General features: G+C 44.6%; 18 protein-coding genes. All 18 read right to left on the bottom strand.

Translation table 11 applies throughout. From position 1 onward, the window contains the following. Window positions 1–8 precede the first annotated feature (8 nt). The 18 genes from dxs to bchB all read right to left on the bottom strand — a co-directional run bounded on the left by dxs (window position 9) and on the right by bchB (window position 20,739). Window positions 9–1,886, bottom strand: a complete 1,878-nt coding sequence (dxs, locus tag ICN13_RS02305; RefSeq protein WP_216139266.1) for a 1-deoxy-D-xylulose-5-phosphate synthase — start codon at window positions 1,884–1,886, stop codon at window positions 9–11. 16 nt (window positions 1,887–1,902) lie between these two features. After that, window positions 1,903–3,204, bottom strand: a complete 1,302-nt coding sequence (hemA, locus tag ICN13_RS02300) for a glutamyl-tRNA reductase (protein WP_216139265.1) — start codon at window positions 3,202–3,204, stop codon at window positions 1,903–1,905. A 13-nt stretch (window positions 3,205–3,217) separates the two neighbouring features. Beyond that, a complete protein-coding gene (locus ICN13_RS02295) occupies window positions 3,218–3,703 on the bottom strand; it encodes a TspO/MBR family protein (protein WP_216138779.1) in 486 nt (161 codons plus the stop codon). Continuing rightward, window positions 3,700–4,905 carry a geranylgeranyl diphosphate reductase gene (locus ICN13_RS02290; protein WP_216138778.1) on the bottom strand — a complete coding sequence of 402 codons (1,206 nt, stop codon included), beginning with the start codon at window positions 4,903–4,905 and terminating at the stop codon, window positions 3,700–3,702. Before ICN13_RS02290 ends, ICN13_RS02295 begins: the two co-directional genes overlap by 4 nt. A 3-nt stretch (window positions 4,906–4,908) precedes the next feature. After that, window positions 4,909–6,225, bottom strand: coding sequence for a BCD family MFS transporter (locus ICN13_RS02285; RefSeq protein WP_216138777.1), 1,317 nt, complete (start codon window positions 6,223–6,225; stop codon window positions 4,909–4,911). 8 nt (window positions 6,226–6,233) lie between these two features. Then, complete coding sequence (gene chlG, locus ICN13_RS02280) at window positions 6,234–7,118, bottom strand: chlorophyll synthase ChlG (RefSeq protein ID WP_216138776.1); 885 nt, start codon at window positions 7,116–7,118, stop codon at window positions 6,234–6,236. 114 nt (window positions 7,119–7,232) lie between these two features. Continuing rightward, entirely contained in the window at window positions 7,233–8,174 is a 942-nt protein-coding gene (gene ispH / locus ICN13_RS02275) for a 4-hydroxy-3-methylbut-2-enyl diphosphate reductase (RefSeq protein ID WP_216138775.1), read from the bottom strand. 13 nt (window positions 8,175–8,187) lie between these two features. Continuing rightward, on the bottom strand, window positions 8,188–8,946 hold the full coding sequence (puhE, locus tag ICN13_RS02270) for a putative photosynthetic complex assembly protein PuhE (RefSeq protein ID WP_216138774.1): 759 nt from the start codon (window positions 8,944–8,946) through the stop codon (window positions 8,188–8,190). A gap of 6 nt (window positions 8,947–8,952) precedes the next feature. Beyond that, window positions 8,953–10,029 carry a magnesium-protoporphyrin IX monomethyl ester (oxidative) cyclase gene (acsF, locus tag ICN13_RS02265; RefSeq protein WP_216138773.1) on the bottom strand — a complete coding sequence of 359 codons (1,077 nt, stop codon included), beginning with the start codon at window positions 10,027–10,029 and terminating at the stop codon, window positions 8,953–8,955. Beyond that, on the bottom strand, window positions 10,026–10,379 hold the full coding sequence (locus tag ICN13_RS02260; protein ID WP_201721486.1) for a hypothetical protein: 354 nt from the start codon (window positions 10,377–10,379) through the stop codon (window positions 10,026–10,028). Before ICN13_RS02260 ends, acsF begins: the two co-directional genes overlap by 4 nt. Window positions 10,380–10,381: 2 nt before the next feature. Continuing rightward, on the bottom strand, window positions 10,382–10,825 hold the full coding sequence (gene puhC, locus ICN13_RS02255; RefSeq protein WP_216138772.1) for a photosynthetic complex assembly protein PuhC: 444 nt from the start codon (window positions 10,823–10,825) through the stop codon (window positions 10,382–10,384). Beyond that, window positions 10,822–11,502, bottom strand: a complete 681-nt coding sequence (gene puhB / locus ICN13_RS02250) for a photosynthetic complex putative assembly protein PuhB (RefSeq protein ID WP_216138771.1) — start codon at window positions 11,500–11,502, stop codon at window positions 10,822–10,824. The genes puhC and puhB overlap by 4 nt, the downstream gene beginning before the upstream one ends. Then, a complete protein-coding gene (gene puhA, locus ICN13_RS02245) occupies window positions 11,499–12,263 on the bottom strand; it encodes a photosynthetic reaction center subunit H (protein ID WP_216138770.1) in 765 nt (254 codons plus the stop codon). The genes puhB and puhA overlap by 4 nt, the downstream gene beginning before the upstream one ends. 21 nt (window positions 12,264–12,284) lie before the next feature. Beyond that, on the bottom strand, window positions 12,285–13,706 hold the full coding sequence (locus tag ICN13_RS02240; RefSeq protein WP_255534001.1) for a BCD family MFS transporter: 1,422 nt from the start codon (window positions 13,704–13,706) through the stop codon (window positions 12,285–12,287). A 5-nt stretch (window positions 13,707–13,711) separates the two neighbouring features. Next, entirely contained in the window at window positions 13,712–14,413 is a 702-nt protein-coding gene (bchM, locus tag ICN13_RS02235) for a magnesium protoporphyrin IX methyltransferase (protein ID WP_216138768.1), read from the bottom strand. A 2-nt stretch (window positions 14,414–14,415) separates the two neighbouring features. After that, window positions 14,416–15,327 carry a ferredoxin:protochlorophyllide reductase (ATP-dependent) iron-sulfur ATP-binding protein gene (gene bchL, locus ICN13_RS02230; RefSeq protein ID WP_216138767.1) on the bottom strand — a complete coding sequence of 304 codons (912 nt, stop codon included), beginning with the start codon at window positions 15,325–15,327 and terminating at the stop codon, window positions 14,416–14,418. After that, window positions 15,327–19,172, bottom strand: coding sequence for a magnesium chelatase subunit H (locus ICN13_RS02225; protein ID WP_255534000.1), 3,846 nt, complete (start codon window positions 19,170–19,172; stop codon window positions 15,327–15,329). The genes bchL and ICN13_RS02225 overlap by 1 nt, the downstream gene beginning before the upstream one ends. Next, window positions 19,111–20,739 (bottom strand): ferredoxin:protochlorophyllide reductase (ATP-dependent) subunit B, encoded by a 1,629-nt coding sequence (gene bchB / locus ICN13_RS02220; RefSeq protein ID WP_216138766.1) that lies wholly within the window; start codon window positions 20,737–20,739, stop codon window positions 19,111–19,113. The genes ICN13_RS02225 and bchB overlap by 62 nt, the downstream gene beginning before the upstream one ends. Window positions 20,740–20,746 lie beyond the last annotated feature (7 nt).

The following is a 20,746-nucleotide window of genomic DNA, read 5'->3' as shown; positions in this document are numbered from 1 at the left end:
ATTAACTCTTAGAGGAATCGAGCTGCAACTCTTTGCTTCATTTTTTCGGATGAGAGCCCATAGAGATCTAATAAGAAATTGACATCGCCATGTTCAACATACTCATCGGGCAAGCCCATTTGTAAAGATTCAATTTGAATATTTTGATCGGCCAGGACCTCAAGGCAGGCGCTACCTGCTCCGCCCTTCACAGCACTGTCTTCAACAAACACTAAGGCATCGTGAGTACGGGCGATATCACACAGTAAACCCTCATCCAAAGGCTTCACGAAACGCATATCAACAACGGTTGCATTGATCTCTTTTGCAACTGATAGAGCGTTATAAAGCAGCGGCCCAAAGCAAATAAAGGCAATCTTTTTCTGAGGGAGAAGTTGTTCAGATATTGACCTGACAACGAGGCCCTTACCAATTGGCAAAGACTCTAATGCTTGGCCAGAAGTCTCAAGTCCGATGCCAGATCCGCGGGGATAGCGGACAGCCGCAGGACCATCATGCTCAAAGCCGGTTGTGAGCATTGCTCGGCACTCTTGCTCATTGGATGGTGTCATGAGAACTAAATTAGGCAAGCAACGCAAAAAGGCGACATCAAATGCGCCTGCATGCGTTGCGCCGTCTGCGCCAACCATGCCAGCACGATCAATTGCAAATACTACTGGTAAGTTTTGCAGAGTGACATCGTGGATTAGTTGATCGTAACCTCGCTGTAAAAAAGTCGAGTAAATAGCAACGACCGGCTTTAATCCTTCACAAGCAATGCCCGCTGCGAATGTCACAGCGTGTTGCTCTGCAATGCCTACATCAAAATATCGCTCAGGAAAGCGCTTTTCAAATTCCACCAATCCGGAGCCTTCACGCATCGCAGGGGTAATGGCCATTAATCGCTCATCTGCCTCACCCATATCGCATAGCCACTCTCCAAAAACCTGAGTGTAGGTTTTTTTGCTAGCAGGCTTAGCTTGTATACCGACGATTGGATCAAATGGGCTTGGGCCATGATAAGCAATAGGATCGGCCTCTGCTAGCGTGTAGCCCTTGCCCTTTTTGGTAATGACATGAAGAAACTGTGGCCCTTCTGTTTGAGCAAGAACCTTAATATTTTCTAGTGTAGATACCAAAACATTCAAATTATGTCCATCAATAGGACCGTAGTAATCAAACCCAAACTCTTCAAAAATCGTTGCTGGCCCCAACATGCCCTTTGTATGGCCCTCAAGTCTTTTGGCAAACTCACGAATCGGCGGAGCTACAGAAAGAACTTTATCTAACCCTCTCTTCGTAGCAGCGTACATAGAGCCAGAAATTAATTTCACCAAATAGCGATTCAATGCTCCCACCGCCGGGGAAATCGACATCTCGTTATCATTAAGGATCACAATGAGGGGAACTTTTTTATTGACGCCAGCATTATTCATGGCCTCAAATGCCATGCCGGCACTCATCGCCCCATCACCAATAATGGCTACGACATTGCGCTGCTCATTTTTATTTTTTGCCGCTACTGCCATACCCAAAGCAGCTGAAATACTAGTAGATGAGTGAGCCGTACCAAATGCATCGTACTCACTCTCACTTCTCTTAGGAAAACCTGAAATACCGTCAAACTGGCGCAGTCCCGACATTGCCTCTCGGCGACCCGTCAATATTTTATGGGCATAACTTTGATGACCTACATCCCAGACCAGGCGATCATAAGGCGTATCAAATACGTAGTGAAGCGCTAACGCTAATTCCACTGTTCCCAGGTTTGATGAGAGATGTCCGCCAGTGCCCGAAACAGAAGTTAATATGAAATTACGCAGTTCTTGAGCAATTTGGGGGAGCTTGGAAACCTCTAACCCCCTTAATTCATCGGGGGCTGATATGGTCTCAAGGAAGTTTGTCATTTTTAGCATAGCAACCTCACTTCGATGAGTAGATTTTGGAAATAATTTTTTTATATTCTTCTAAATTTTCATCAGAAGACTGCTTCAAAGCATGAATTGGGGCATGCATAAACTTATTAGCAAGCGCTATAGCCATATGGGAGAGAACCACCATCGGATCATCGCCATTTGCAATTCTTCTGCTTGCCTTTTCTAGCTCAATCTTTTGATATTGCTCACCTACATCTTGGATTGACCTAATGATGGGCACTACTGCCCTCTTCTCCAGAGTTTCATAAAACTCTATGACCCCTTTTTCAATAATCTTTTCTGCCTCACCGATTGATTCAAGTCGGTTAGCCTTTCCAGCATTGACGATTTCACCGAGATCATCGATGGAGTAGAGATAAGCATTTTTTAAACTCTTAATTTCAGGCTCAAAATCTCTTGGCACCGCCAAATCAATCAGGGCTATCGGGCGAGACTGCCGGGCTTTTAGTGCGGTTTTGACCATTCCCATGCCTACAATCGGCAAGGAGCTCGCCGTACAGGAGACCACCACATCATATTGATGCAAGTGTTGAGGCAATTCAGCCAAAGGAAAGACTTCGGTCTGTAAATTTTGGCTGGCAAAGGTCTGAATTAATTCACTACCGCGATCAATGGTGCGGTTGGAGATCGCAATCTTTTTAGGATTTTTACCTGCAAAATGATTTGCGCACAAGCCGATCATCTCACCGGCGCCAATGAATAAAACATTGCATTCACTAATTGGTCCAAAGATACGCTCCACTAACTTGATAGAGGCGCCTGCCATTGAAACAGAATTCGAACCTATTTGCGTATTTCCGCGAACCACTTTTGCTACAGAAAATGTCTTATCAAACAGCGGCTTTAAATAGGTTCCTAAAGTCCCGACTTGGTTTGCATTCTCAATCGCTTTTTTCATTTGCCCTAGGATTTGAGTTTCACCTAAGACCATCGAATCCAAGCCACTACCTACTCTGAAAGCATGCTTGACTGCATCACTCTCCTTGGCGGAGTAAATATAAGGACGCAGCTCATTTTTATGCACATTGTTCTGAGCAGCCAGCCATTCAAAGGCACGACTCTCTAAATGATGATCCTCGTAATCAACATCATTGGCAGCACAATAGATTTCCATGCGATTACAGGTAGAAAGAATTGCCACCTCTGGCTGATGCTCTGCATTCTCTCTGTGCAAGTACTTACGTAAGTCAATTAAAGAATCTTGCAAAACTTCAGGCGCAACTGCCACACTCTCCCGAATATCAATTGGGGCAGTATGATGATTCACGCCGAGGTTGAGCAATTTCATGCTTGGCATATGCTTAGTAGGCCCCAGGGTTCAGGACAAGTGTTTCCCAATTGAGGCACATGGCAATCGTTACCCAAATTAAGTACGGGAACATCAGGTATGCAGCGAGTCTACGAATTGGCCACATCACGAAAATAATGGCGAGTACAGATCCCCATAGGAAAAATGCCTCTATCAATGACCAATCAGGATGCTGCATCCGGAAATATAGGACGCTCCAAAGCACATTGAAAAAGCCATTCAACCAAAAAAGAATGGTGATTTTGTTTTTCTGAGACTGACTAGCGCCACCATTGAAAGCAATCATCCATGCTAATGCAGAGAGAATGAAAATAGTGGTCCAGACGATACCAAATGCCCAATCTGGTGGTTTCCAAGGTGGCTGAATCAAGGAAAAGTACCATGGCCCCAACTTCGTGGCCAAGCCACCCAAGACTGAAGTGGTCACCATCCAAGCTGCAATTAGCCAGAGATACTTCTGTTGAAAAAACATCGTCATACTTTAGCTAGGCCCAATAGATGCCCCATATCCTTAATAAAGATTTTGAGATGCGCCATTGGCTTCTTGCGAACGAGCTTTTTGTTCATATAAGACTCAAATGTGAGTTTTTGAACGTCTTTGTCCTCACACATCTTGACGAAACTCTCACGTCTTTTATCGGTCGAGTACCAAAAATATTGCATGATGCCCAAAACAATAAAGGTCATGCGATGCTCTTTCATGAATCGCTTGCGAGCCAACTTCAGTTTTGCTGGATCATTGCTTTCTACAAATTCAGCAACAGCTTCACCAGCCAGTTGACCACCAAGCATCGCGTAATAAATACCTTCGCCAGATGCTGGAGCAACTACTCCAGCAGCATCACCTGCTAAAACTACTTGCTGGCCGTCATCCCATTTTTTTAAAGGCTTCATTGGTAATGGTGCCCCTTCATGCCGAATCAATTCAGCGCCTTCTAAGCCAATATCAGCACGTAACTTTGCTACCGCATTTCTCAGAGAAAAGCCTTTATCAGCACTTCCAGTGCCGATGCTGATAGTGTCGCCATGAGGAAAGACCCAACCATAAAAATCAGGGGAAACTGGCTTTTGATACAAAACATCGCAGCGACTTGCATCAAAAGAATTTGGCGCATTAGGTGGGGTTTTAATAATCTCGTGATAGGCGAACACATAATTTGCCTCAGCACATCCCTGCACGCCTGCACTTCTTCCTACCTGAGATTTAGCGCCATCGGCACCAATGACTGCTTTAGCCAAAACACTCTTTAAGCTGCCATGATCGCCATCGCGAGCACCTCGTGTGCGATAGTAAATGCGGGCATAAGGACCTTCTCTGGTGAGACTCTCAAATAAACCATCCTCGCGAGTCGCTCCTGCAGTAACTGCGCGCTGTCTTAACCACTCATCAAAGTGAGATCGATCGACCATCCCTACAAAGCCGTTCTCAATAGGTATATCCACTGTTTTTCCTAATGGAGATACCATCCGGGCGGATTTTGCTTTCGCTACCAGCAACTCATCTGGAATCTGAAAATCTTTGATTAAACGCGGAGGAATCGCACCGCCGCACGGTTTAATACGCCCACGCTTATCCAGCAGCAAGACCTGCTTTCCTTTTTGCGCAAGTGTTTGAGCCGCAGTAGCCCCAGCAGGACCACCACCAACAACTACTGCGTCATAAATAAATTCAGTTGTCATGTTTCACCTCACTCCACTAGAACTACCAGTTTTGCTCTCAACTTGAGATGCCATATATGCAGAAGCAACAAACAGAATTGCTTCAATGAAAAAAACAGATGCGTATGCGTATGCAGGGCTTGTAAAAATAGATCGCGCAAGATCACTAGCGCCAGCGCCTAGAAGACCACCTAAGCCAAAAGCAATTGCTTGAGCTCCACCCCAAAGGCCAATCCTGACGCCCTCTTTTCCGCCTCCACCCACAACTGCTAAACGCATCATTGAAGCGATGGCAGCGATAGAGAAAGCGCCGTTCGCTAATCCCAAAATAAATACATTCAGCTTTAATGGCCAATTGCCTTCCAAGATTCCAGCAATCACTAAGCCAAACATTGCTAGCGCAGAGGCGAGGCAGCCATAGATCATCCAAGATCTCAGGGACCCAAAGTAAGGCCGCAATCTGCTGGAACCACAAACTGCCACCAATAGCATTCCGGTGAGCACTCCTGAGTGCTGAATGCCAGATAGGCTAGTTGTCTCACCTAAAGAATAGTTAAAAATCATTCCAGCAAAAGGTTCCAAAATCAAATCCTGTGCACTAAATGCAAACATGGATAGGAAAATGAAGATGGTGAATTTCTTAGTATCGGAATCGGCCAAAATATCGCTTAGCGCCTTTCTGAAAGGCACCTTTTGAGCGTTACTTGCTGAGGTATTTTGTAGCTCGCGCCCCTCTAATTTATAGAGTGCTACTACTGTAATAAAACACGCTATTGATGAAATGATTCCTGAAATGAGAATGACTTTCTCTGGCGAGTAAGGGTCAAGAAATTTACCTGCAATACCACTCGTAAGAGCAAAGCCAAAAATCATCATGAGCCATACAGTGGTTGCTGCTGCAGCCCTTCTCTCATCGCTAACACCCTTTGCCAACAGCGCTAGTAAAGAAGTACCACTCATACTCACGCCGATACCAATGAAGAAGAAGGCAACGATTGCTGCTGCAATACCAAGGATTAAGTGAATACCCATGAGTGATGTGGCAATAGCTGCACCAAATCCACCCAGAGCTAGTAAACCTACGCCGCCAATAATCCATGGGGTTCTTTTGGCTCCGCTATCAGACTCAAATCCCATCCGCGGTCTAATCACTTGCACAAAATAATGAATTGCTACTAACAAGCCAGGCAGACTGGCAGGCAGCGCTAACTCAACCACCATGATACGATTTAAAGTGGAGGTCGTCATCACGACTATGGCGCCAATGCATGCTTGCACTAAGCCAAGACGCACAATACTGAGCCAACCAAAGGTTGATGACTGATAGAGTGACTGTGTCATAGCAATACTCATGACTCAATCCCCATGCCATTGACTGCAAATGCGGCCACCATCATTCCGGAGACCAAGATTGGAACGCCAAAGCCGCTATAAAAGAGAGCTTTCTCAACTGGTCTTTTGAGGAAGTCTCTTAATAAAACGATTTGTCCTAATATCAATCCACCAATCACCATTGCGTAGATAGGCTTACCCCACATCAGCAGTAAAGCCAATACGATCACTTGTGGGATCAACATAAAGGCTGCAGATACTTGGGCCGCTTTCATTGCGCCGAGTTGCACGGGCAAGGATCGCACACCCATTTGTCGATCACCTTCAATCGCCTTGAAATCATTCAAGGTCATGATTCCATGTGCACTAGCGCTATATAGACCAGCAAGTAAGAGTGATGGCTTGCTTGGTAGCACTCCTCCGGAGAGTAAAGTTGCTCCAGTAATCCAAGCTAAACCTTCATAACTTACACCGCACGCAAGATTGCCAAACCAACCGTTATTTTTAAAACGCATCGGTGGCATGCTGTAGAACCAGGCCAACACTAAAGCGAGCAAGGTAGCCAGAAATCCAATGGGGCCCAAGTAAGTTCCGACCCACAATGAAATCAGTGACCACAGTATTGCGATATAGAGACCCCATCGACCAGGAATACGTCCTGACGGAATGGGTCGATTAGGTTCATTAATAGCATCAACATGTCTGTCGTACCAATCATTTACCGCCTGACTGGAAGCACACACAAGAGGCCCAGTAAGCAATAAACCGAGGAAAAAGATTGGCAAATTTTCAGCAATCTTGTCAGTACCAGTGATAGATCCGCAGGCAAATGCCCACATTGGCGGAAACCAAGTGATCGGCTTTAAAAGCGTCAAAATTGCTCGTGGCTCTGGCAGATTCATGTAAATGATTTTGTCATTGACATATTAAAGTGTCAATTAAATTTGACACTTTTAAGCCTGATTTTTACCAGTGAAAACCCTTATATATCAAGGGAAAAGGCGAATTTAGGGGGTTTAGGCCGCTTCCAGCAAACCCTTAGGGAGGGAAAAATTCACGATTTCCTCAATCCCTAGCATTGGGACTACTGAACCCCGATAAAGACCGTTGATTGCCTCAATTATTTGGGCTGTCAAAGCCTCAGGTGCAGATGCGCCCGCCGTGACCCCAACGCTATTCATCGATTGAAACCACTCAGCCTGAATCTGCTTTGGATCATCAACCAAATACGCCGGGACATTCATGCTACTTGCTAATTCTTGTAGTCGCTTTGAGTTGGAGCTATTTTGACTGCCAACTACAACGACCACATCCACATGGGGAAGCATCGCCTTAACAGCATCCTGGCGATTCTGAGTGGCGTAACAAATATCCTGACGCTTAGGCGCATGAATCTGTGGATACTTCTTCATCAGGGCAGCAGTAATTTCTTGTGTCTCATCAACGGATAATGTTGTTTGAGTGACATAAGCAATTAATTCATTCTCATCAAAAGAAAGTTTATCGACATCTTGTACATGCTCTATCAGATGAATTGAGGAATCAACCTGTCCCATAGTGCCCTCAACTTCTGGGTGACCACGATGTCCAATCATAATGATCTGATAGCCACGTTCTTTTAAACGGACGACTTCTGCATGGACCTTGGCAACCAATGGGCAAGTGGCATCAAATACTTGGAATTGGCGTTCATCTGCTTCATATCGAACGGCCTTAGATACGCCATGTGCACTAAAAATCAGAATTGCGCCCTTAGGCACCGCATCTAGCTCATTAATGAAGATGACGCCACGCGACTCAAAATCTTTCACGACATAAGCATTGTGAATAATTTCATGTCTGACATAAATTGGAGCGCCATATTTCTTCAGCGCCTCCTCAACGATGAGAATGGCCCTCTCTACTCCCGCACAAAAGCCGCGCGGCTGGGCTAGATAGATAGTTTTATTCGAACGCATAGATTCTGATTGCTCAACGATGGTTCTTATAACCCCACTTCCACAACAACTCACTAGGAAATGGCATGATCAAGAATAAATGCTCTAACAATCCAAGCGCCAATAGCGTACCAAGCAATGCTGATGAGGTCATCTCATAGACTGATGACTCAGATGCTGCATGCGACCAAATGGGCACTAAGAAAACTACTGAAACCAAAATAGAGAATGGCATCAGCAAATTCATTGCCTTACGTCTGAAATAAGTAATGAGATATTTCAAATGCTGAGGCAAGAAGGCTTCATTGAAATTCAAGACGCCTAAGAAGATATTGATTTTGGTGCTTTGGCGCATTCCCCAGAGGATGATGTAAGTCCAAAAACCAGTCTGATTGACGGCTTCTAGATTCATCAAGAACAAGACAATACCGAGACTGAGCAAAGTCAGCTCATGGTAATTAATAGTTTGGAATGCATACCAAGCACGCCTCATTCCACTCAGGCCATGAGGGCAATCCGAACGTCTTGATCCAGTAATGTAGCCTAGTAAAAAAGCAAGCTCTTGCCAACCCCAAATCACAATTGCACAAGTGAAGGAGCAATAGGCTCCTGCAACCGTGGCTTGTTGACTCGAGATTTGTAATCCCCAAAACGCCATCAATAAGACGCCAATCGAAAGCGCAAAGATTGCCTTAAAGTAATGTCTTGGCAAGCTATTAATTTTCAGAATAAAGCCCGTACTAAACCACCACACAAAGATGGTAAAGATTAAGGGGCTTATCCAAAAATACATGAAAAATTACCAAACAGGCACTAAGCGAATATCTGTTGGCAGCTCATTTGGAACGACTGGCAATAGATAAATACGCAAGAAGGTGGTAGCCGCAGCAACCGCTAATCCACCACGCTTAATCGCAGACAGAACTCCACCCCTCTGCTTAAGTTCTTCCACCTCATCCGATATCTTTCTCAGTTTTTCAAAGCCTTCCCAAACTCTTGGATCATCCAGATTAATGGTGAAGGGGAATACTTGCTTAGAAATATCAGAGGTGATTTGTAGAACTTGACGGTCATAGTCTGTTGGAGAAACGCCTAATGCCTTATGAAATTCTGGTCTGGAATGATCGCGAACATACATCGTTGCGTAAACAGCGATCAGGAAAAAACGGATCCACAGACGATTCACACCACTGAGCAACTTCGGATTAGAGCGCATTAGCAATGCAAATGCTTCGCCATGACGGAATTCATCATTGCACCATTTTTCAAACCACAAAAATATCGGGTGAAAACGCAACTCAGGTTTCTTTTGAATAATGCGATAAATCATGATGTAGCGTGCATAACCGATCTTCTCAGAAAGATAGGTTGCATAAAAAATAAACTTAGGCTTAAAGAATGTATATTTTTTGGTTCTCGCTAAAAATCCTAAATCCACGCCGATACCAAAATCCTTAAGCCATTGATTGATGAAGCCAGCATGTCTACTCTCATCCCGGGCCATATAGGTAAATAGGCTTTTCAGTTCTGGATTATTGATGGATTTCTTAATCTCTGAATAAAGTACACAACCTGAGAATTCAGAAGTAATCGAGCTAATTAAAAAGTCTAAGAATTCTTGATAGAGACCTTCTGGAAGATGCGAGTAGTCCTTAGACATATCTTCAGGACGCTGAAAATGGGCTTGATTAATATCTTGGTCAAATTCCTGCATTAAGCGATCCCACTCTGGCTTCACAGAGGAGATATCAAAACGGTCCATTTCATCAAAGTCAGTTGTATAAAAGCGCGGACTCAGAATGGTATTTTCAAGGGCCCGGTCAGTTGACTCGTTAATAGGACGTCCCATTGGCATGGTTGGCGCATTTGCACTCATACCTTCACTCCTTCATTCAAAATAATTGGGGCAATTTCTTGACTAGGTGCTGGGCGAGGATATTTCTTAGCCTTACTAAATCGGGTTGTCGAGAAACTTACCTCATACAGCATAGTGACCTCTAATCTTGCAGTGAGGTACACCCAAAGACGTGAAAAAATACCTGCTTTAGAAACAGTGGCGGTTCTGTCGTAACTCAATACTTCGCCAAATGAGATATCGGTAATAGGGTCGTGAACCAGAACTTCGTCTCCCGGTCCTACTTGAACCCCATTCAAGTCTACGTGAGCGTATAGAAACTCAGAGGTATTCGACATATCAACGTGACATTGAACCTTTTGCTTTGACATAGTTATCTCGCGCTAGTTAAAAAAGCAGCAAACTCAGCTGCGTTATCTTTTCCGAATGACTCCAAATCAATTCGATTATTTGTTGCTAAATCAATCAAGGTCAACCTTCCATCGGAACGACTGACTAATTCAAACGCATCATCACTAGAAATCTGACGAATCCGACGATCACGAGCTAATGCTCTCAAAATTCCCCTCACAAAGCCAGCCTGACCTTCAACCTGGGCAATCATTTGTCCATTATCCGCAGAAATCACGCCAACCGCACCATTCGGAAGGTCTCTAAAGTGCAGGGTTTTCTTGGTAATTACAGCAGCATCAACCTGAGGCTCTAACTTTCCAGACTGAACATAATTTGCGATCAACAGAATGATTGCCATCAACAATGAAGCAATAAACAATGCAATATAGTTTTGCATCTGAGTGGCATTCATACGCAAAATCATGCTGTTTCAATTCCTGAGTAAGGACTCTTTGAATTTACTTCTTTTGACTCATTCTTCTGTACTGTGCGAGCAATGACATTATTTTGGGCTGCCCATGCATCTACCAAGATCTGAGCTACTTCAGAGCAATTCTTAATACTTCTAAAGGTTGGCTGAGGGACGGTCCACTTACCCGGTCTTGCGTGAGGCCATAAGTGGAAAATTGCAATTTTGGTGCCCTTGCTTAACTTGAGATAAATATCGCCAGAGCCCTGCTTGGCGACACCACAATCCGCTGATTCAATCATCTTGAGCGGAAAATTAAAGGTCATATTCAGCACAATTCCAATCCGCATCACAACGCGCTTATTGGTAATCGTATAAATCGCTGTTGAAGCCATTAAATAGGCAATGAGTGCAACCAAACCCAAGCCCAAACCTGAGAGAGCCACAATATTGAGGGCGGCAAACAGAATTTCAGTGAAGGCTTCACCCTCACTGAAACCAGTTATCAAGCGATAAGCCAATAGCAGACCAAAATAGATGCCTAACATTTTGAAATGAAAGACTCTAAACAGGAGCGCCTTAGTATCAGGCGATCCTTGCCACAAAATACGCTCCCCCTGCGGCAATCTTTCTGGAAGACCTAGCTCAGGTTCGAACTCATGCTCTGGACTGTTATGGATATCGAGACTCATGCCAATGGCTCCTGACGCTCAGGTGTGGCATACAAAGTACCTGCTCCAAAGTAAGCCATGATTTTTTCTTCTTCCAGCAAAGTAACCTCTTCTGGATGCTTGGTTTTTGGTACCAGTGCAAATTGATCTGACAAGATCGATTGCACCTGAATATCATGCTTACCAATACGTGAAAAGTTAATTGGTAACAGTACCTTATTACCATTTGCATCAAGCTCAAGATAACGAATCATCATTTCCATATGGTCTACCCATACGTCAGTTACCGTGCCGCCTTTATTACCATCTGCGCCAATAACATCCAGACCAATCGGATTGATATCGATGGTTGAGATGGCAATATGCGGAAGCTTGCGCAATGGTCGAATACGGGCATGACCCTCTAAGTCATAATCCACATGATCTGCCCGATTTGCATAGGAGCCAGGACCAACACCTGCCAACAATGGATTGCCGACTGGAGATAAAGGCGCGCCATTCCATGGATGAATAGGAACTGCAGAGACTTTTTCTGGCTCTGGAGGAGTTTGAAGCGGAGCGTAATATGTTTTACCAAACTCCGTCACAAATTTTTTCACTCTTGGCATACCTAAAATGCCGTCTTCACAACGCACTTGGCCATAACGCTCGGTTTCCAATGGAAATCCTTCGCGCTTACTTTCTAGTGTTAGATAGATAATCAATCCAACAAAGAAAAGTAAAAATATATAAAAAACGACTTGAGCCACGTCGATATATTGTGTAATTGCACCCGTACCCATATTTCTCCCCTTCCTTAAAAACTAGCCTGGAAAATCAGCTAGGCCAAACTTACCGATTTTTGAAACCCCTAAACTTGTCCTTATTGCAACTAAAGGACCTAATGCAATCAAAGTAATAAACAACAAATAAATCTCAATGTGATAAACAAAGCTATAACCAATGGCTGGACTCATTAAGGCGGAGCCAATTGCTCCACTCGTTGCCAATTGACCTACGAGATCCCGAATGCCACCGCCCAAGGACATACCAATACCTGAACAAGTGGCAGTAACGGCGCCCCAAGCACCTATTACCATGCCACTCATATTGTCTTGTTCCATACTCATTGCGATGGTTAGAGTGCTGACAGCAAATAAGCCTCCACTAAAGCCAATCAAGAGCGCACCCAATCTAAATAGATTTGGGGAGCCTAGTGGCTCAGAAAAAATCACCATACTGAATGCGATTAAACCCAGCAATAGACCTAATGCAGCAATTCTGTGTGCGTTGTGACCACGGCTTAGCCATCTTGCTGAAAGTGAAAAAGCCAATAAGGATCCGAATGCAATGAGGGCTGTTAAAAAACTGGTTGCAGAAACATCAAGCTGCAATATCTCACCGCCATATGGCTCCAAAATAATGTCTTGCATGCTAAAGGCGGTTGTCCCGAGACCCAGCATGACTAAAAACCGACGTACGTTCGGCTTTCTGATGAACTCATGCCAGCTCTCGGTAAATTTAGGCTGAGGAATTTCGGGAGAGGTATTTCTTGGCTGCCGAGCTTCTTGCTTCCACAAAGCAAAAAGATTGAGTAATAAAGTGAGGATAGCTACACCCTGTATCACCCTGATTAATTGCATTGGGCTAAAGGGATTCAAAAATACACTGAATAGAATTCCACTAAACACCATACCCACTAGCAACATGACATACATCATGGCAACAACGCGGGGTCTATTTTTCTCATCCGCTAAATCAGTTGCTAAGGCCAAACCAGCAGTTTGAGTAGTTTGCATACCTGCACCAACTAGCAAAAACGCTAAAGTGCTGCCAAGGTAACTGAACCAGATAGGCCAGTGGGTATCGCCAGATAACAAGATGAGGGCAAATGGCATGATGGCAAGCCCGCCAAACTGTAACCAAGTACCAATCCAGATATAAGGAACTCTTCTCCAACCCAATATCGAGCGGTGAGTATCAGACTTATGACCAATCAAGGCTCTAAATGGGGCAAAGACCAAAGGTAAAGCCACCATTAAGGCCACTATCCATGCGTCTATGTTCATCTCAACAATCATGACTCGATTGAGTGTGCCAACTAGTAATGAGGTAGCCATACCAACAGATACCTGAAACAAAGATAGTCTGAGCAGGCGCCCCAAAGGTAAGCTAGGAGTCGCCACATCGGCAAAAGGCAAATAACGAGGATTAATCCTCGTCCATGCTTTGGCGATCTTGAACATGCCCATCATGATTTCTTTTGCAACTCCATCAATTGAGATTTATAAAACCCACTTGAAACTAGATGTGTAAATGGCACTTCCCAATCAACAAACCAAGGGGACTCCTTGATTGCTTGATGCAACCTAGTTTGGCTAATAGGCTCAATGAATGGAGCCCTATCTCTTCTTGGAAATAGGCGACCAACCCGAATCATGAGCTCAAGCGGCAATGTGCTTGGGGCAAAGGTAAAGAGAATTTTTTCACTAACGCGTGAGGATAATTTCTCTAGTACTACTTGCATATCCTTGGCGCAGTAATGAATCATAGAATCCATGCCGATGACATAATCAAAGTCACCGTAAGCCTCATCCAACATGTCGCCAGCATAGAACTGAATGTTCTGGCGATCGGATTCAGGAATTCTGCTTTTTGCAAGTTCAATGAGATTAGGCGACAGATCAACTGCGGTAACTAAAGCCCCCTTATTAGCAAGCTCAAGCGCTACAGCACCAGTTCCACAACCCGCATCTAGGACTCTTTTACCTGTGAGATTTTCGGGTAATCGACTAATAATGCTGTTACGCATTTGGTCGCGCCCTGCTCTCACAGTAGCCCGAATGCCACTAACTGGAGCATCTGATGTCAGCTTTGCCCAAGCGTCGTTAGCAGTACGATCAAAATAGTCCTGTAACTTACTGCGTCTAGTTAAATAAGAAATAGCATCCATGATTAATCAAATCCTAGTAAGTCAAAGATTTCACGGTCTTTTAGAGATTCCATCAACAAAGGATCGTCATCTAAAAGTAGACTAGCTGCTAAGCGGAGATACTCCTCTTTCACCGCCTCAATTTCAGGCGTAGACTCCATCTCAAATATTGTGCATTTCTTTAAACGGCTCTTACGAATAGCATCTAGATCAGGGAAATGAGCCATTTTCTTCAGGCCAACTCGATCATTGAATTTATCGATCTGATCGGTATCTTGGCTGCGATTGGCAATCACACCGCCTAAGCGAACGTTATAGTTTTTTGCCTTTGCGCTAATTGCTTGAACGATACGATTCATCGCAAAGATGGAGTCAAAGTCATTTGCGGCCACAATCAGTGCGCGGTCAGCATGCTGTAATGGAGCTGCAAAACCACCGCACACAACGTCACCTAGCACATCAAAAATGACAATGTCGGTGTCTTCTAGTAAATGATGCTCTTTTAAGAGCTTTACAGTTTGACCGACTACATAACCACCGCAGCCAGTTCCTGCTGGAGGGCCACCAGCCTCAACGCACATTACGCCGTTAAAGCCTTCGTAAACGAAATCTTCAACACGCAACTCTTCAGAGTGAAAATCAACCGACTCTAGAATATCGATCACTGTTGGAACCAACTTTTTAGTGAGCGTAAAGGTGGAGTCATGCTTCGGATCGCAACCAATCTGAATAACCCGTTTTCCTAACAAGGAAAAGGCTGCAGAGAGATTAGAAGAAGTTGTACTTTTCCCGATCCCACCTTTGCCATAAATCGCGAATACCTTCGCATTGCCAATTTTCTCGTTTGGATCAAGGTGAACTTGCAAACTGCCCTCACCGTCCAATGGCTTACTTCGAGAATTAATTGAAGAAATTGGTACGTTAACAGTTTCCATTAAATAGGTACTCCCTCATATACACCTTCAAGTCGATCTTCAAAGTCATTGGCAACGCGACGTAATGTCTCTAATACCGATGGCTCTGGCTTCCAATAATTTCTTTCTGATGCTTCTAATAAACGGCTCGCTACTTTCGCCGATGATGCAGGGTTAAGACTCATTAAACGCTCACGCATTTCTGGATCTAATATGAATGTTTGGGTAAGGTGCTGATATACCCAAGGCTCGACTTGCCCGGTGGTTGCAGACCAACCTACCGTATTTGTAAGATGACTCTCTAATTGGCGCACGCCTTCGTAACCATGCTTCAACATGCCCTCATACCATTTAGGATTGAGCATGCGTGAGCGAGTCTCTAATGAAACCTGCTCATTTAGGGTCCGTACTACTGCATCGCCCTTAGTCTGATCGCCGATATATACCGGCGCTGCTTTGCCACCCTTTGCTCGGCGTACAGCACGACTCACGCCACCTAAGGTATCAAAGTAGGTATCAATGGTTGTTACGCCTAATTCAATTGAATCAAGATTTTGATAGGTCAACTCGACATCCGCAAGAATGGAATTTAATAATTCACTTTGAACTACCGGCCTACCAGATCTTCCGTAAGCAAAGCTTTTACGACGGGTATAGGTTTCTGCTAATTCATTTTCGTCTTGCCACAAGCCGTTATCAATCATCATATTGACGTTGGCACCATAGGCACTTTCAGCATTACCAAATACACGCAACGCAGCTGTTTCAAGATCACAGTTATTGCTAGCTTGATAAGCAAGAGCATGCTTGCGAATGAAATTCTGCTCAATTGTCTCATCAGCCGCTGCCGCTAAATAAGCGGCCTCAGCCAGAATCTTGATTTGCAATGGCATGAGGTCTCTGAAGATTCCAGAAATTGACACCATCACATCGATCCGTGGACGACCTAACTCTTCTAGCGGCACAAGTTGAGCGCCCGCTAATCTACCGAAGCTATCAAAACGTGGTTGTGCGCCCATTAAGGCAAAGATTTGCGCAATTGGGCCGCCCTCTGTTTTTAGGTTATCAGTACCCCAAAGAACCATAGCGATCGATTCTGGCAATGGATTTCCATCGGCTTGATATCTTTCTAAAATTTTATTGGCCTGGTATTCACCATCCTTCATCGCAAACTTACTAGGAATGCGGAATGGATCAAAGCCGTGAACATTTCTACCAGTAGGAAGTACTTGAGGATTTCTGAGTACATCGCCGCCTGGTGCAGGACGGATATAGCGACCCTCCAGCGCTTTCAGAATGCCTTGCATTTCGCTATCGGAATGTAGGTCACGATACATATTCAATACCTGGTTTAGCTCCTCTTGCAAGCTAGACGTCAAGGTAAGCTTTTGCTCTTTAGCAAGCTGCTCAATACTTTGGCAGTGAATCAGTGCACTCATCGACTCTCTAGACAAATCTTGAATCTGCCCTTCCTGAACAGACGCATAGCTCATCAACATATCCAGGCTTTGATCTTCACTCATTTGGCCGCCCAGTATGTGCAAGCCATAAGGAATCAATGTGTACTCTAATTCCAGGATTTGCTCGCTTAAATGCATCACTGCTTTATTGACTGTGTCTGCATCCAAAGTTTTCCATACCGGCTCAGCAGATACAAACTCCAATTCGACCGCCTGTGCTTGGAGAGAATCCAACAGTTCCTCTGCATTAGCATCCCAAACTTGAGTATTAGCTTGGCCATCGTCCTTAGGTACTGCTTTACGCCAATGTTCGACAGCCTCTTTGAGCTCTAACAAGCCTTGATACAGACCTGCCTGAGAAACGGGTGGAGTTAAGTAACTGATGAGTGTTGCACCAGCACGTCTCTTCGCAATCGCTCCTTCTGAGGGATTGTTTGAGGCGTAAATATATAAATTAGGTAAATCATTAATGAGGCGATCTGGCCAGCAAGAACCGGACATACCAGATTGCTTGCCTGGCATAAACTCAAGCGCACCATGCGTACCAAAATGCAAGACTGCTGAAGCAGCAAAATCTTCTCTTAGATAACGATAAAAGGCTGAGAATGCATGAGTGGGCGCAAATCCCTTTTCATAAAGTAATCTCATTGGATCGCCTTCATAGCCAAAGCCAGGCTGAAGTGCCACAAACACATTACCAAATTGTTTACCCAAGACAAAAATGGATGATCCATTGGTCAGGAGTTTTCCTGGAGCTGGACCCCATTGAGCCTCAATCTCTTTTAACCAAGGCTCGCGCTTAATATGATCATCAGTACTAATTTGGCTATGCACATTCGCATCTGTGCCAAATTGCTTAGCATTTCCGATCAGAATCTGATCCCTGAATTCGTCTAAAGAGTTAGGAATATCAACTGTATAGCCTTCTGCTTTCAAGCTCTTCAGCGTATTGAAGACAGATTCAAATACACTTAAATGTGCAGCTGTTCCAACTCTTCCTGCGTTTGGTGGGAAATTAAACATTACTAAAGCCACCTTACGATTAGCGCGCTCAGATTTACGCAATGCAATGAGTTTGCTAACACGTGCCGCCAACATCGCAGTACGCTCTACACAAGTGTGCATGTCGTGGCGATTAATACTGGCTTCAAATACACATGCTTTATGACATCCTGTGCACTGTACATCTGCCTCACCAGCACGACCACCAAATACCATTGGGACAATCGCGCCATCCAACTCCGGAATCGCGATCATGAGAGTGTTCTCAACTGGCAATAAGCCACGATCTGAACCACCCCAATCATTTAAGGTTTGGAACTCAAGAGGTTGCGCCGCAAGATAAGGCACATCCAGTGAAGCCAATACCTCTTCTGCAGCCTTCGCATCGTTATAAGCAGGACCGCCCACTAGAGAAAAACCGGTCAAGGAAACCACAGCATCTACTGTATTTTTTCCGTTTTGGAAAAAGAATTGCTCAATCGCCGGTCTTGCATCTAGGCCGACTGCAAAAATCGGTAACACTTGTAGGCCTTGAGCCTCTAGAGCAGCAATTGCTGAATCATAGTGAAGAGTGTTGCCAGCCAAGATGTAGGATCTCAACAATAAAAGACCTACTCTGCCTTTGGATTTCTTATCACTTACGAGCTTTGGTAAATCAGCTAGCGATTCACTCATGCGACCCTGTAGGCGTGGATGATAAATACCATTGTCTGGATAGATTACTGGCTCAACTAACTTCTCTTTAGTTTTAAATACCTCACGCTCACCAGTAGCGTAACGATTCACTAAATTCTTGACCATGTGGTATAGATTCTCTTCGGAACCACCCAACCAATATTGCAAGGTTAAGAAATAGGCTCTGACATCTTGAGCGCCACCAGGAATAAACCTTAAAATTTTTGGCAAACGACGCAACATTCTCATTTGCGCTGCACCACCAGTTTGAGATTTTTCTTTATTTCCTCTGAGTCGCTTAAGCAAACCAAGTAGGCCGCTAGCAGGTTTACCCATGTCAAAGCCACCCATGCGGGTTAGACTCACCACCTCGCCTGCTGACATTGCACAAACCATTGCATCACAATGGTCACGCCTTGCTTTGAGCGCTTCGATCACTGGTTTAAAGTGGTCTTCCATAAAGAGCATGGTCACAATCAAGATATCGGCTGATTCAATATCCTCAATACAGCTTGCTAAAGCTTTGCTATCTACTGTCCAACTTGATGCCGCATGAATTGTTAATTCCAGACCAGGCATTTTCTTTTTGAGAGCATAGCGAGCCCGCTCGGTCGCGCTAGCCAAGTGCGTATCCATAGTCACGATAGTGACTCTCATTGAAATACGCTTATCTGCCATAGTGAGCCTTTGCGTCATAGAGAGTTTCGATCGTAATTTGACTAATGCCATGCTCTACTGCAAATTTTTCAGTATTACGTCGCGCCTTACCTCTCACAAAGAATGGAATCTTTCCCAATTCTTTTTCAGCAGCAGCATCCCAAAGATTGGCTGGATTACCACCATTAAAGACTTCAGCATTGACTTGGGCTGATTGAGCGGGAACTGCATTGTTAGTGTTTGCTACAGCCGGAGCATGCTCTTTTACACTAGGGCTTCCGTGACCCAAGTGAGATGGAGCTGCTTTAGCAGTAAATTCAAAGTCATCCCGGAACATCATGATGAGATGCTCTTCCAAGCCCATCATGAGAGGATGAATCCAGGTGTCAAATAAAACATTGGCGCCCTCAAATCCCATTTGAGGAGAGTAGCGTGCAGGGAAATCTTGTACGTGTACTGGAGCTGAAATCACTGCGCAAGGAACGCCTAATCTCTTGGCGATGTGGCGCTCCATCTGAGTTCCCAAAACTAAGTCTGGACTTAACTCGGCAACCTTTTGCTCAACTTCTAAATAGTCATCTGTAATCAGCGCTTCAACATCGTAAGTTTTTGCAGCTTCACGGACTTCACGTGCAAATTCACGACTATAAGTTCCCAGACCAACTACTTTGAAACCAATTTCTTCTGCGGCAACCTTTGCTGCTGCAATGGCATGGCTGGCATCGCCAAAGATGAATACTCGCTTATCGGTTAAATAGGTTGAGTCAACTGACTTGGCATACCAGTGCGCTCTTTCTTCTTGAGCTGCTAGCGTAGCTTCAGGATTGAGATTAGCAAGCTGTGCCACCTCTTGAATAAATGCCTTAGTTGCCTTGGTGCCAATCGGAATAGTCTTTGTGAATGGCTGACCGAAAGTTTTAGTGAGCCAAGTACAAGTCAACTGGCTAATTTCAGGGTAAAGCGATACGTTGAAGTCGGCTTCTGTGATCCTAGCGAGATCAGATACGGATGCATTTAATGGTGCTACTACCCTCACCTCTATGCCCATAGATTCAAGTAAGCCGCGAATCTCCTGCACATCATCACGATTCCTAAAGCCTAAGGCTGTTGGCCCCAAGATATTGCAGCTGGGTTTTTGGCCTTCTTGCTTGCTCGCAACACGCTTCTCTTGATACTGCTGTGCTGAAATGGATTTATCAACACTCACCAAGCCACGAACAATGTGATAGAAGGTTTCTGATGCTCCCCAGTTTTCCTTTTTCTGATACGAAGGCAATTCCAAAGGAATAACTGGAATAGGCAGGCTCAATGCTCTTGCCAAACCACCTGGATCGTCTTGAATCAATTCAGCAGTACATGAGGCACCAACAATCATTGCCTTTGGTTGAAAACGCTGATACGCATCATTCACGGAGTCTTGGAATAATTGCGCTGTATCACCACCCAAGTCTCTTGCCTGAAAAGTAGTGTAGGTAACTGGAGGACGCTTGCGTGAACGTCCAATCATCGTAAATAAAAGATCTGCGTAGGTATCCCCCTGAGGGGAGTGCAGAACATAATGCATATCTGTCATTGAAGTTGCAATGCGCATTGCTCCAATGTGAGGAGGTCCTTCATATGTCCACAGAGTTAATTGCATAGGATTC

Source organism: Polynucleobacter sp. MWH-Berg-3C6 (genome assembly GCF_018881855.1).
Classification (GTDB): Bacteria; Pseudomonadota; Gammaproteobacteria; order Burkholderiales; family Burkholderiaceae; genus Polynucleobacter.
This window is presented reverse-complemented; position numbering and strand designations above follow the sequence as displayed.

What these genes read in the sequence shown, in the direction of transcription:
- ICN13_RS02260 (WP_201721486.1), bottom strand. Translation starts at nt 10,379, where the DNA reads ATGTCAAAGCAAAAGGTTCAATGTCACGTTGATATGTCGAATACCTCT.
- ICN13_RS02295 (WP_216138779.1), bottom strand. Translation starts at nt 3,703, where the DNA reads ATGACGATGTTTTTTCAACAGAAGTATCTCTGGCTAATTGCAGCTTGG.
- puhE (WP_216138774.1), bottom strand. Translation starts at nt 8,946, where the DNA reads ATGTATTTTTGGATAAGCCCCTTAATCTTTACCATCTTTGTGTGGTGG.
- bchB (WP_216138766.1), bottom strand. Translation starts at nt 20,739, where the DNA reads ATGCAATTAACTCTGTGGACATATGAAGGACCTCCTCACATTGGAGCA.
- ICN13_RS02290 (WP_216138778.1), bottom strand. Translation starts at nt 4,905, where the DNA reads ATGACAACTGAATTTATTTATGACGCAGTAGTTGTTGGTGGTGGTCCT.
- puhA (WP_216138770.1), bottom strand. Translation starts at nt 12,263, where the DNA reads ATGGGTACGGGTGCAATTACACAATATATCGACGTGGCTCAAGTCGTT.
- puhC (WP_216138772.1), bottom strand. Translation starts at nt 10,825, where the DNA reads ATGATTTTGCGTATGAATGCCACTCAGATGCAAAACTATATTGCATTG.
- chlG (WP_216138776.1), bottom strand. Translation starts at nt 7,118, where the DNA reads ATGAATCTGCCAGAGCCACGAGCAATTTTGACGCTTTTAAAGCCGATC.
- puhB (WP_216138771.1), bottom strand. Translation starts at nt 11,502, where the DNA reads ATGAGTCTCGATATCCATAACAGTCCAGAGCATGAGTTCGAACCTGAG.
- bchM (WP_216138768.1), bottom strand. Translation starts at nt 14,413, where the DNA reads ATGGATGCTATTTCTTATTTAACTAGACGCAGTAAGTTACAGGACTAT.
- ICN13_RS02285 (WP_216138777.1), bottom strand. Translation starts at nt 6,225, where the DNA reads ATGACACAGTCACTCTATCAGTCATCAACCTTTGGTTGGCTCAGTATT.
- ICN13_RS02240 (WP_255534001.1), bottom strand. Translation starts at nt 13,706, where the DNA reads ATGTTCAAGATCGCCAAAGCATGGACGAGGATTAATCCTCGTTATTTG.
- ICN13_RS02225 (WP_255534000.1), bottom strand. Translation starts at nt 19,172, where the DNA reads ATGGCATTAGTCAAATTACGATCGAAACTCTCTATGACGCAAAGGCTC.
- ispH (WP_216138775.1), bottom strand. Translation starts at nt 8,174, where the DNA reads ATGCGTTCGAATAAAACTATCTATCTAGCCCAGCCGCGCGGCTTTTGT.
- bchL (WP_216138767.1), bottom strand. Translation starts at nt 15,327, where the DNA reads ATGGAAACTGTTAACGTACCAATTTCTTCAATTAATTCTCGAAGTAAG.
- acsF (WP_216138773.1), bottom strand. Translation starts at nt 10,029, where the DNA reads ATGAGTGCAAATGCGCCAACCATGCCAATGGGACGTCCTATTAACGAG.
- dxs (WP_216139266.1), bottom strand. Translation starts at nt 1,886, where the DNA reads ATGACAAACTTCCTTGAGACCATATCAGCCCCCGATGAATTAAGGGGG.
- hemA (WP_216139265.1), bottom strand. Translation starts at nt 3,204, where the DNA reads ATGAAATTGCTCAACCTCGGCGTGAATCATCATACTGCCCCAATTGAT.